The sequence below is a fragment of the Nonomuraea sp. GTA35 genome, from assembly GCF_041950525.1.
GTDB lineage: Bacteria > Actinomycetota > Actinomycetes > Streptosporangiales > Streptosporangiaceae > Nonomuraea.
Genome location: NZ_JBGNUV010000001.1, coordinates 370773 through 381925 on the forward strand (window position 1 = coordinate 370773; position 11153 = coordinate 381925).

Annotated in this window: 10 protein-coding genes; 3 read left to right on the forward strand and 7 right to left on the reverse strand. The window is 72.5% G+C overall.

Features of this window, described 5'->3' with window-relative positions; genetic code table 11:
• Positions 1-2 precede the first annotated feature (2 nt).
• Entirely contained in the window at positions 3-959 is a 957-nt protein-coding gene (locus ACBJ32_RS01625; RefSeq protein ID WP_375125054.1) for a GlxA family transcriptional regulator, read from the reverse strand.
• 160 nt (positions 960-1119) lie between these two features.
• Between ACBJ32_RS01625 and ACBJ32_RS01630 the strand changes: the two genes are divergently transcribed.
• Together ACBJ32_RS01630 and ACBJ32_RS01635 are read left to right on the forward strand one after the other, a co-directional pair.
• Complete coding sequence (locus ACBJ32_RS01630; protein ID WP_375125055.1) at positions 1120-2079, forward strand: hypothetical protein; 960 nt, start codon at positions 1120-1122, stop codon at positions 2077-2079.
• Between the two features lie 77 nt (positions 2080-2156).
• Positions 2157-2996: a BTAD domain-containing putative transcriptional regulator gene (locus ACBJ32_RS01635; protein ID WP_375125056.1), complete on the forward strand. Its 840-nt coding sequence runs from the start codon at positions 2157-2159 to the stop codon at positions 2994-2996.
• Positions 2997-3037: 41 nt separating this feature from the next.
• On the opposite strand, the gene ACBJ32_RS01640 is transcribed toward ACBJ32_RS01635, so the two are convergent.
• Positions 3038-3709: a macro domain-containing protein gene (locus ACBJ32_RS01640; RefSeq protein ID WP_357883980.1), complete on the reverse strand. Its 672-nt coding sequence runs from the start codon at positions 3707-3709 to the stop codon at positions 3038-3040.
• Positions 3710-3887: 178 nt separating this feature from the next.
• Between ACBJ32_RS01640 and ACBJ32_RS01645 the strand changes: the two genes are divergently transcribed.
• On the forward strand, positions 3888-5501 hold the full coding sequence (locus tag ACBJ32_RS01645; protein ID WP_375125057.1) for an ADP-ribosyltransferase domain-containing protein: 1614 nt from the start codon (positions 3888-3890) through the stop codon (positions 5499-5501).
• An 87-nt stretch (positions 5502-5588) separates the two neighbouring features.
• On the opposite strand, the gene ACBJ32_RS01650 is transcribed toward ACBJ32_RS01645, so the two are convergent.
• The 5 genes from ACBJ32_RS01650 to ACBJ32_RS01670 form a co-directional block, all read right to left on the reverse strand.
• A complete protein-coding gene (locus ACBJ32_RS01650) occupies positions 5589-6080 on the reverse strand; it encodes a carboxymuconolactone decarboxylase family protein (protein WP_357883976.1) in 492 nt (163 codons plus the stop codon).
• Between the two features lie 77 nt (positions 6081-6157).
• Positions 6158-7582, reverse strand: coding sequence for an L-fucose/L-arabinose isomerase family protein (locus ACBJ32_RS01655; RefSeq protein ID WP_357883974.1), 1425 nt, complete (start codon positions 7580-7582; stop codon positions 6158-6160).
• A gap of 19 nt (positions 7583-7601) precedes the next feature.
• Complete coding sequence (locus tag ACBJ32_RS01660; protein ID WP_375125058.1) at positions 7602-8492, reverse strand: discoidin domain-containing protein; 891 nt, start codon at positions 8490-8492, stop codon at positions 7602-7604.
• A 13-nt stretch (positions 8493-8505) separates the two neighbouring features.
• Positions 8506-10077 carry an alkaline phosphatase D family protein gene (locus tag ACBJ32_RS01665; RefSeq protein WP_357883970.1) on the reverse strand — a complete coding sequence of 524 codons (1572 nt, stop codon included), beginning with the start codon at positions 10075-10077 and terminating at the stop codon, positions 8506-8508.
• Between the two features lie 92 nt (positions 10078-10169).
• Positions 10170-10955: a DeoR/GlpR family DNA-binding transcription regulator gene (locus ACBJ32_RS01670; RefSeq protein ID WP_375125059.1), complete on the reverse strand. Its 786-nt coding sequence runs from the start codon at positions 10953-10955 to the stop codon at positions 10170-10172.
• Positions 10956-11153: the final 198 nt, after the last annotated feature.

Below are 11153 nucleotides of genomic sequence, written 5' to 3' on the forward strand. Positions count from 1 at the left end.
TTTCATCGTTCGGCCGCGCGGAACCGCGACGGCGGGACGCCGGCCCAGGCCACGAACGCCTGGCGGAAGGTCTCGGCGGAGGCGAAGCCGCAGCGGCGCGCGATGGCGGCGAGCGGCTCGCTCGTCCTGGTCAGCAGGTGCGAGGCCACCTCCATGCGCATGTCGCGGACCAGCCGCGACGGGGTCCTGCCGACGTGCTCGGCGAACAGCCTGTTGAGGTGCCGCTCGCTCACCCCTGCCAGCGCGGCCAGCCGGCCCACGCCGAGATCGCCGTCCAGGTTGCCGATGACGTGGTCGATGACCCGCCGCACCACGGCCTGGTCGGAGCGCGGCAGGTTGGTGAACAGGCTGAGCTGCGTCTGCCCGCCGGGCCGCTGCAGGTACGTGACCATGCCCATGGCCACCCGGCGGGCGATCTCGGGCCCGTGGTCCTCCTCGACGAAGGACAGGGTGAGGTCGAGGGCCGCCGTGACCCCGCCCGACGTCGAGACGTCGCCGTCCCTGACGAAGATCGACGCCGGATCGACGTTCACCTTCGGGAAACGCGCGGCGAACCGGGCGGCCTCGTACCAGTGGGTGGTGGCCCGGCGGTTGTCGAGCAGCCCGGCGGCGGCCAGCACGGTCGCCCCGGTGCACACCGACGCCACCCGCCGCGACAGCCCGGCCAGCCTCATGACCTGGCCGACCAGCCGGGGGTTGGCGGCGGCGGACTCGTGCCCCTGCCCGCCCGAGACGATCAGCGTGTCGATCGGGCCTTCCACGCCGTCGAGACGGCCCTGCCCGCGCAGCTCCAGCCCCGAGTCGCAGCGCACCGGCCGCCCGAGCGGGGTCACCAGCATCACCCGGTACGCCGGGCTCGCCCCCAGCCGGTTCGCATAGTCGAACGCGGACGTCACGGACGCGACGTCGACGAGCTCGATGCCGTCATAGGCCACCACGACGATCAGCGGCTGCACCATGGCACCACCGTAAGGCCCGGCCGGAGCCGAGCGGTACGGACAGGATCCCCAGCGGAACGGACGAGCCGCCCGTCACCCCGGCCACCTCGCCCGGCCGGGCACCGATGCTGCTGGCATGCCCGTCGCGCTCGGCGGACCACGACACCAGGGGGTGACCACGATGCACGAGCGAACCACCTGGCCGGGACCGGGGACCTGGCACCGGCCACTGCTGCTGGTCGCGGCCGTCACCGCGCCGTTCGTGGCGATCTCGCTCGCCGGCGTCGCGCTCGACGGCCGCGTGCTGGTGGGCGCGCCGATCTGGGGCAAACCGTTGAAGTTCGCGGTGTCGATCGTGCTGTACGCGGTGACCTGGTCGTGGCTGGTGGCCCACCTGCCGCACCGCCGGCTCGTCCGGTGGCCGGCGACGGTCATCGCGGCCGCCCTGGCGATCGAGTACGCGATCATCGTCGCCCAGGTGATCAGGGGCCGCCAGAGCCACTTCAACGTCGCCACCCCGCTGGACGGGATCCTGTGGGGCGTCATGGGCACCTCGATCACCGTGCTCTGGCTCGCCAACATCGTGGTCGCCGTCTTCCTGATCCGCTGCGAGATCGGCGGCAGGACGCTCACCTGGGCGGTCCGGTCGGGCGCCGCCATCTCCCTGTTCGGCATCGGGATGGCGTTCCTGATGACCCGGCCGACCGAGGCGCAGCGGGCCGCGATGCGCGAGGGCGGGTTCGGCGGGATCGTCGGCAGGCACAGCGTGGGCGTGGCGGACGGCGGGCCGATCATGCCGGTCACGGGCTGGAGCACCACCGGGGGTGACCTGCGGGTCGCGCACTTCGTCGGCATCCACGCGCTGCAGGCGCTGCCGCTGCTGGCCGTGCTGCTGGCGGCGCTGGCCGGGCGGGTGCCCCTGCTGCGCGGGGAGCGGGTCAGGACGCGGCTCGTCCTCGTGGCCGCCGCCGGGTACGCCGCCTTCACCGGCCTGACGCTCTGGCAGGCGCTGCGCGGCCAGCCGCTGATCCGCCCGGACGGGCTCACGCTGGCGGTCGCCGGGATCCTGGCGGCCCTCGTCCTGGCCGCGGCGGCGGCCGTGCTCGTCACGGCCCGCCCCGGCCGCCCGGTGACGCGATGACCGGCCCAGGCGAGCGACCCGCCGGGGAACCGGCGACACCGGCCGGGCACGAGCCGCCGCCGGAGCAGGAGGCTGCCGTGCGCCGGGGGCTGACGGTCGGGGTGCTCGGGGTGCTGGAGGTGGCCGTGGACGGGCGGCCGGTGCCGCTGACCACCGGCAAGCTGCGGACGCTGCTGGTCGTGCTGGCCATGTCCGCCTCGGCCACCGTGTCCATGAAACGGCTGGCCGAAGCGGTCTGGTCGGACGCGCAGCCCCGCTACAGCCGCCGCTGCCTGCAGATCTACGCGGCCCGGCTGCGCGAGGCGCTCGGGCGGGAGTGGATCGAGACCCGCCAGGACGGGCTCCTGCTCCGCGCCGCCCCCGACGCCGTCGACGCGCTGCGCTTCGAGCGGGCGCTGGACCGCGCCGCCGCCGGGCGGGGCTCCCCGCGCGAGCGCGAGCTGATCCAGGATGCCCTGGCGCTGTGGCGGGGCCGGCCGTTCGACGGCGTGAGCTCCCGCTGGCTGGAGGAGATCCAGGCGCCCCGCCTGACCGAGCGTCACCTCACCGCCCTGGAACGGCGCGCCGAGCTGGACATCCTCGCCGGCCGCGCGGGCGAGGCGGTGGCGGAGCTGGGCGAGCAGGTCACCCGTCACCCGCTGCGCGAATCCCTGAGCCTGCGCCTGCTCGTCGCGCTCGACCGGTGCGGGCGCCAGGCCGAGGCGCTGCGCTGGTACGGCCGCGTCCGCGCCGTCATCGCCCGCGAGCTGGGCGTGGAGCCGAATCGGGACCTGCGGCGGGCGCACGCGGACCTGCTCGCCGGCCGCCCGCTCGACCTTCCTGGCGCCACCCCCGCCACCAGCCAGGGCTGGTGGCACCACCGGCCCGGCCCGTACGAGCTGGGCAGGCCGAACTCGTTCGGCCTGCCCAGCAGGTAGCGCGCGTCGCCGGTGTCGTGCGGCAGCTCGACCTCGTGCCGTCAGGCGCGGGCGCGGGTGGCCGGGGGCTTGATGCGGACGCGCTCCTGCGGGCGGTCGTCGATGTCGTCGAGCTGCTCGCGGATCGTGGCGCGCAGCTCGTCGTAGTCGCCGAAGGAGTAGTCGTTGAACAGCGTGTAGCCGGTCCACATCAGGTTGGCGCACACCCGCGGCGGCACCTTGCCCGTCGCCGCGCCCATGCCCACCAGCGCGACCGACCCGATGCTGCCCGCCTCCCGCTCGTTCTGCATGTGGATGGCCTGGAACGCGGCGGCGCACGCCATCGCCACGTTCAGCGTCTCGCTGACGTCCTGCGCCGACTGCACCATGGTCGGCGTGGAGATCAGGAACCGCGGGTTGGTCGCCCCCGACGGCACGCACACGGCGCTGCCCACCGGCAGCGACCCGCCGAACTGATCACGGATCGCCCGCTGGACGCGGAGCTGGATGCCCGCCCCGAGGTGGCGCTTGATGGCCGCGTCGACCCCGCCGTCCATCCGGCCGCGCGCGTTGGTGGGGCTGACCCAGGCGTCGACGCGCTGGTCGAGGAGCGAGCCCTTGTGGATCTCGACCTCGGGGGTGTCGGCGAAGGCCGCCAGCCACTCCTGCACCACCTTCGGGTTGACGTCGACCAGGACGACCTTGAGAGGCGGCTGCGCATGCTTGACGGTCATGAACTCACTCCGGGCGTGGTACGGATCTTCCAAGAGGCCACGAAGATACCGTGCCGCGCCGACAATTCCGGATCTTGCCGGGACGCCCGGACGAGCTACCCCGGCGACGTCGCATCCGCGGACCACATGCGGCACAATTCCCCCCAATCCGATCTTGTGCCCGACCCGAAAGCCGACCATGAGCGACGACAACGCCCCCACCCCCGCCGACCCGGACGACCCGCTGGCCCTGGCCGAGCTCTTCGACGGCGGCGGGGAGCCCTGGCTGCCGCGGCTGAAGCCGGTCATCGAGGCGCACCCGGCCGCGGCCACGTTCATCGGCGCGAACCGCGGGCCGAACGTCGTGCCCGTGCGGGAGCTGACCTTCCAGGCGCTCAAGCCCAACCCGCCGCACAAGTGGAAGGTCGTCGTCTTCGGCCAGAACCCGTACCCGCGGGCCGAGAGCGCGACCGGCATCGCGATGTTCGACAACACCTTCCACGACTGGGCCGACAGCCAGTTCGGCAAGACCGTGTCGATCCGCTGCATCATCAAGGCGGCGGCGATGTGGAAGCACGGCATCCCCAAGAAGACGCCGATCGCCGACATCCGCGCGCTGCTGAAGCAGCACGACACCGTGCAGCCGCCGGAGTGGTTCCAGGCGATGCTCACGCAGGGCGTGCTGCTCCTGAACGCGGCGCTCACCGCCAGCAGCGACAGGGCCATGGCCACCGACCAGCACACGGCGTTCTGGCGGCCGGTCGTCGAGCGGATCGTCGAGGAGATCCTGCGGGCCAAGCAGGGCGCCGGCGAGCAGGACCGCGGCGTGGTGTTCGCGTGGTGGGGCGTGCACGCGCGCAGCCTCAAGGAGGTCGTGCTCCGGCTCCAGCGCAAGTATCCCGAGGTCGAGGTCCGGCACATCGACCACCCCAACCCCGCGGCGCAGGGCGACATCTTCTGCGACGGCGACCACTTCGCCCAGGTGAACGCGGCGCTGAACGCGCTCGGCGCCGACGGGATCGACTGGCTGCCCAGCAAGGGCTGGAACGACGCCGGCCGGGACGGCGGCGCGGACGCCGGCACGGCCGACCGCATGGGCGCGTTCATCGCCTCCACGATGGAGCTGCACAAGCTCTACCTGGAACGGCTCGCCGGCGTCAAGGACGAGGGCCTGGAGCTGCCGGCGATCAGCGGCGTGTTCGGCAGCCCGCTCATGCCCTTCCGCGAGTCCGTCGCCCCGGTGGCCAAGCTGCTGTCGGGGCTCGACTGGCACGTGGAGCAGTCGTACCGGTTCGGCGAGAACCTGCCCGCCGCCGAGACCTCCGGCCTGTCCGCCGACGAGATCGCGGCCCTGTACCTCTACACCTGCGAGTCGGCCTTCTACCGCCAGATCAACGCCACCCTGCGCAGCCCCGACCGCAGCCGGATCGTGCCCTACCTGCCGTACCTGCGGCTGCTGTTCTCGGCCGTGTCGCACCTGCCGGCCCGTACGGAGCCGCTGTGGCGCGGGGTGTCGCTGGACCTGCGGGCGCAGTACCCGCCCGGCCGGACGGTGACGTGGTGGGGCGTGTCCTCGTGCACGTCGAAGCTGAGCGTGGCGCAGGCGTTCCTCGGGCGGCGCGGCAAGCGGACGCTGTTCGAGGTGCGTCCGAGGAGGGCCGTGGGGATCCGCAGGTTCTCCGCGTTCACCGGCGAGGAGGAGTTCATCCTCGCGCCCGGCACGCAGCTGGAGGTGACCGATGTGCGGGCCGAGCGCGGCGGGCTGTGCACCGTGACGCTGACGGAGCTGGACGAGCAGCCCCTGGTGGCGTGAACGCCCAGCCCCGTCCGGCGCGGGTCCCGTCCGGCTCGGGCCCCGTCCGGTTCGTCCCGGACGGGGCCCGCGGCGTCACCCGGGCGTTCAGTCCCGCCACTGCTCGGTGGGCGCCACGCCGGGGAGCGGCCTGCCGATGAGGGCCAGGGGGATGAAGAAGCAGACCTGGCCGATCGCCATGCAGAGGGTGGCGAGCGCCTTGTCGTCGTAGTGCGCGGACGCCTCGGCGTACAGCTCGTCCGGGACGCGCTCGCCGGACGTGCTCGGCGTCAGGACGGCGTCCACCAGCGCCAGCGCGGCCCGCTCCGCGCCGGTGAAGTACGGCGCGTCGCGCCAGGACGCCACGGCGGTGATGCGCTCCTCCGGCTCCCCGGCCTTGCGCAGGTTGCCGGTGTGCAGCACGGTCAGGTACGTGTTGGCGACGATCTGACCGGCGCGCAGCTGCACGAGGCTGATCGTGGTCTGCGGGATCGAGCCGTTGCCGGCGGCCTTGAACAGCGCCGCGCCCACCTGGCCGAGCTCGGGCACGAGCTTGCCGGGGTTGGGCAGGCGCGACTGGTTGCTGGTCGTCGTGGTCATATCGGGGCTTCCTTCCGGTTTCTCCGTCGGTGTGTCGTCTCACTGACGGATCGCGCGGAAGGAAGGTGACCGCGGTTCTAGGGCTGGACGTGCGTCACCTCGGCCCCCAGCAGGTCGGCCACCGCCCGCAGGTCGGCCAGGCGGTGCCCGGTGCCCAGGGCCCAGTGGTGGGAGATGCCGCTGGCGCTCCACGCGTCCGTCCACTCGCCGGGGTCGCAGCCGAAGTCCACCCGGGACGTCGTGTTCCCGATCTGCAGCAGCGGCCCCGCCACGACCTCTCCCTCCGACACGACGAAGCCGAAGCTCCCGTCCCTGGCCTGGCGCAGCCCGAACGCGGTCACCGGGCCGCGCTTGACGTCGAACTCCACCGACACGCCCCAGCCGCGCTTGCCGTGGTAGACGCCCAGCCCGCGCAGCAGCGGCCGGTGGGAGCTGATCGCCAGGTGGGCGGGGCCGTCGTGACCCATCTCCACGTGGCCGCGGGCGAAGTCGAGCGCCTGCAGCTCGGTGAACGAGCCGCCGCCGCCCAGCCGGTCCATGATGAGCATGGCCAGCGACGTGCGCAGCTCGTACTCCCCGGCGGCCGGCACGCCCCGGGCCGTGAGCAGGGACGCGCCGAGGATCATGCCCGCGCCCAGGCGCTCGTGCACCTCGCCGTCCAGGCCGCGGTGGTAGTAGGCCAGGCTGTCCAGCCCGAAGTCCTCGACCAGCCGGTCCAGGCCCACCGACACGCGGGCCGCCCACGCCAGGTCCTCCTCGTTCACCGAGTCGGCCAGCTCGAACACCTCCCGCGCCAGCGCCACCCGCTCGCCGGCCTCGGCGTCGGTGACCTTCTCCGTGCGCACGCGCAGGTCGTCGAACTCCAGCACCTCCACGTGACCGCCGAAGTTCGCGCTGACCAGCGTCAGGTCGGTGGCCACGTCCAGCATGCCGGGGTAGAGGTGCCCCATCAGGCCGTGCCGCCCGTGGCGCAGCGCCGCGCGCACGCCCGCCGCCCGGATCCAGCGGCCGATCCGCTCCCACGCCCGCTCGTCCTCCAGGTAGCCGGAGACCGAGCGGAACGGGATGCCGCAGCGGGCGAAGGCGTTGGCCATCTCGGGCAGCGGGCAGGCGCCGCAGTAGGCCAGCCACTGGCCGGTGTCGAAGGTGGCGTGGTCCATCGACTCCGTGGGCTGCAGGTTGATCAGCAGCACCGGCGCGCCGCTGCGCTGGGCGATCGGGACGAGCATGGTGGCCGTCATGTACGTCGTCAGGAACCCGACGATCAGGTCGCAGCCGGCGGCCCGCAGCTTCTCGGCCGCCTCATCCCCCTCGCGGGCGTCGGAGATGAAGCCGACGTCCACGATCTCCGCGTCGAAGCCGCGCATGCGCTCCGAGACCCGCTCCGCGGACCGCTGGAGCTGGGGCAGCAGGTCGGGGAACTGCGGCCAGTAGGCGCCCAGCCCGCCGGCGACCAGGCCCACCTTGACGCGGGGCGGGGTGATGCGGGGCAAGGTGTTCACGGGTTTCTCCTCATCAGTTTCAGCGCACTTCGACCTCGATGACGCGCGTGTAGTCGTTCGCGCCGTTCGAGGCCAGCGCGACGATGCGGACGGCGTCCGCGGTGACCGGGGCGAAGTCCGAGCGGGCCGTTCCCGCGGTGTTGCCGCGCACCTGCGCGACCGTCTGCCACTGCCCGCCCACCTGCGCCTGCACGTCCCAGTCGCGCAGCCCGTACCTGGAGGCGGGATAACGCTCGGTGTCCAGCGTGTAGAGGTCCACGCGGGAGACCTGCCGCGCTCCGCCCAGCGCGATGGCCAGCGTGTCGGGCCAGGCCCTGGCGGTCGCGTCGTTCCAGCCGTTGCCGCCGGCCCAGCCGTTGGAGGAGCGGTCGCCGTCGGCGACGCTGCACGGCGGGTAGTTGGCGTTGACGTGCTGGGAGGAGGCGGTGACGGGACGGCGCAGCGCGAGGTTGCCGCCGTTGTCGAGGCCGTCCACGGGCACCACCTCGACCGGCACCTCCAGCGTGCGGTCCGGCGTGCGCAGGCGCAGGCCGTACGTGCCCTGCGGGGTGCCGGGCGGGACGGCGACCAGCAGGTTCGCGCCGACCTGGTAGCCGGGCGGGAGGTAGCTGGTCAGCATCGGGCGGGAGGCCGTCAGCGGCGGGTCCAGCTCCACCCGCATCGTGGCGTACGCGGCCTTGCGGGCGTCGCTGCGCATGCCGATCCTGAGCTTGGCGGGGCAGGCCGGGTCCACCCCGAGCGGCGCGACGAGCTTGTCCGCGCCGGCGACCGGGGTGAGCCTGCCGGTGCCCTTGGAGACGCCCGGCTCGACCTTGACCGACGCCGTCTGCGGGGGCGGCTCGGGGTCGTAGGCGCCCGCTGTGGTGGTCACGGTGGCGGCGACGGCCAGGGCGGCGGCGAGTACACGCATGATCGGCTCCTTCCTAGAGCACCTGGAGGCCGGGCGCGCCGTCGAGGGCGACCAGGCTGGCGCGGGTGGAGACGGGAGCGCCGGGACGGTCCACGTACGGGACGACCTTGAAGTCCGAGCGCCACTGGCCGCGGGTGACCTCGCAGGAGACGTAGCCGCGCTGGTAGCTGGAGAAGCGCAGGTGCGGGTTGACCGGGTCGGAGCCGCCCGGCGGCACGCCCGTGCTGGGATTGCCGTTGCCGCCGCTGCTGATCGAGGTGCAGACGAACTCGACGCCGACGGCGGGGGAGGCGGGGTCGTCGAAGTTCGTCCTGAGGTCGCCGGCGAGGTTGTAGTGGATGTCGCCGGTCAGCACCACGGGGTTGCTCACCTGGCGCTCGACCATGCCGGTGAGCAGGCGGTCCTTGGCGGACTTGTAGCCGTCCCACAGGTCCATGCTGAGCCGCTGCGCCGGGCCGGGGTCGTAGTCGAGCTGCATCATGGCGATCTGCTGGGCCAGCACGTTCCACTTGGCGCGGGAGGCGCCGAGGCCGTCGAGCAGCCACGCCTCCTGCTCGGCGCCGAGCATCTGCCGCGCCGGGTCCAGCCGGTCGGCGCAGTCCACCTGCTGGCCGTCGCCGCAGACCTGGTCGTCGCGGTACTGCCGGGTGTCGAGCACGTTGAACTCGGCCAGGTCGCCGAAGGTGAACCGGCGGTAGATGCGCGCGTCGGGGCCCTCCATCGACGGGACGCGGACCGGCATGTTCTCCCAGAAGGCGCGGAAGGCGTTGGCGCGGATCACCAGGTAGTCCTGCTCGGTCACCTCCCCGCCGGGGCCGAAGCGGCCGGCCCAGTTGTCGAGCACCTCGTGGTCGTCCCAGGTGACGATCCACGGCGCGCGCTGGTGTGCGGCCTGCAGGTCGGGATCGCTCTTGTAGAGGCCGTACTGCACGCGGTAGCGGTCGAGGGTGTCGCACTGCACCCGGAACTGTTCGGGGACCGGGGTGTTGCGGTTGCCGCCCATCGGCACGATGCCGTACTCGTAGATGTAGTCGCCCAGGTGGAAGACCACGTCGGGGTTCTCGTCGGCGAGGTGGCGGTAGGCGGTGTAGTAGCCGTCCTGCCAGGAGGCGCACGACGCGAACGCCAGGCGCAGCGCCTCCGGGCTGCTGCGCGGCGCCGGCGCCGTCTTGGTGCGCCCGACGGGGCTGAGCTCGCCCCCGGAGCGGAAACGGTAGAAGTACTCGCGGCCGGGGCGCAGGCCCTTGGCGTCCACGTGCACCGAGTGGCCGTACTCGGGCGTGGCCCAGGCCGAGCCGGAGCGGACGCGGCGCGTGAAGCCCTCGTCCTCGGCGACCTCCCAGTCGACCCGGATCCTGTTGAACGGCAGCCCGCCGAGCGGCTCCAGCGGCTTGGGGGCCAGGCGCGTCCAGAGGATCACCCGGTCGGGGAGCGGGTCACCGGAGGCGACGCCGAGCTGGAAGGGGTAGTCGGCCGTCCTGGCCGCGGCCGGCGCGGTCCACGGATCGGCCAGGTCGGTCGTGAAGGCCAGGGCGAAGGCGGCGCTGCCTAAACCGAGGAAGCCCCGGCGTGAAGGGTGCGGCATGCTGCTTCCTAAGCTGGGGGACGAAGCCCTCACTTTCTAGCAAGCAGGCACGCTCTTAACAAGATACAAGTTACAAATAACGCATCTGGGCGTTACATCTCTGCCACCCGGACGTCCCCGTGGTGGTCGCGCAGCCGCTGGAGGAGCTCTGCGGGGGCGTTGGCGTCCACCACCACCACGTCGAAGTCGTCCAGCGGCGCCACCCGGTGCAGCGCCACGCGGGCCAGCTTGGAGCCGTCCACGGCCAGCACCCGCCGGGATCCCGAACGCAGCATCGCCCGCTTGACCAGCACGATCTCCTGCTCCTGGTGGTAGGCGTACTGCTCGGTGACCGCCGAGGTCGACACCACCACCAGGTCGACGTTCATCGCCTCGACCGCGTCCACGCAGCCGAGCCCGAGGAACGAGTCATGGGTGGCGTGATATTCACCGCCCAGCGCGATGAGACGGATGTCGCGCTCGGCGGCCAGCAGCCTGATCGCCTCCAGGAAGTTCGTCACGACGGTCAGCGGGGCCAGCTCGCCCAGGTGGCGGGCGACCGCCAGGGCCGTCGTCGAGTCGTCGAGCATCACCGAGCTGCCCGGCTCGATCAGGCCGGCCACGACCCTGGCGATCGCGTCCTTCTCCGCCGTGTGGGCCTTGAGCCGGTAGGCGATGTTGCTCTCCCAGACGTTGCTGGCCTGGGCGGTCGCACCGCCCCTGACCTTGCGCACCATGCCCTGGCGCTCCAGCTCGTCGAGGTCGCGGTGGACGGTCATCAGGCTCACGCCGAAGCTCTCGGCGAGCTCGGTCACGGAGGCGGAGCCCTGGCGCACGATGTGCTCGGCCATGCCCTGCCATCGCGTGGACCTGCTGGAGGTGTGCTGACGCGAATTCACCAATGTCTCCACCCTGTTCGGACGGCTGCGCATCCTACCCTTGACACCCCGCTCGGGCGACTCGTACCCTCCACCCACCGCTAGTTTTAACACGATTGACTGTTAATTTAACAATCATTAAAACGTTCGCATTGCCGCCCGGCCCCGTGATCGCCGGGCGCTCTCGGGGGATCTCAGCACTTCGCACGACCGAGGAGA

Excerpts from the sequence above, each read along its gene's own strand:
- ACBJ32_RS01625 (WP_375125054.1), bottom strand. The coding sequence starts at position 959 with ATGGTGCAGCCGCTGATCGTCGTGGTGGCCTATGACGGCATCGAGCTC.
- ACBJ32_RS01630 (WP_375125055.1), top strand. The coding sequence starts at position 1,120 with ATGCACGAGCGAACCACCTGGCCGGGACCGGGGACCTGGCACCGGCCA.
- ACBJ32_RS01640 (WP_357883980.1), bottom strand. The coding sequence starts at position 3,709 with ATGACCGTCAAGCATGCGCAGCCGCCTCTCAAGGTCGTCCTGGTCGAC.
- ACBJ32_RS01645 (WP_375125057.1), top strand. The coding sequence starts at position 3,888 with ATGAGCGACGACAACGCCCCCACCCCCGCCGACCCGGACGACCCGCTG.
- ACBJ32_RS01650 (WP_357883976.1), bottom strand. The coding sequence starts at position 6,080 with ATGACCACGACGACCAGCAACCAGTCGCGCCTGCCCAACCCCGGCAAG.
- ACBJ32_RS01660 (WP_375125058.1), bottom strand. The coding sequence starts at position 8,492 with ATGCGTGTACTCGCCGCCGCCCTGGCCGTCGCCGCCACCGTGACCACC.
- ACBJ32_RS01665 (WP_357883970.1), bottom strand. The coding sequence starts at position 10,077 with ATGCCGCACCCTTCACGCCGGGGCTTCCTCGGTTTAGGCAGCGCCGCC.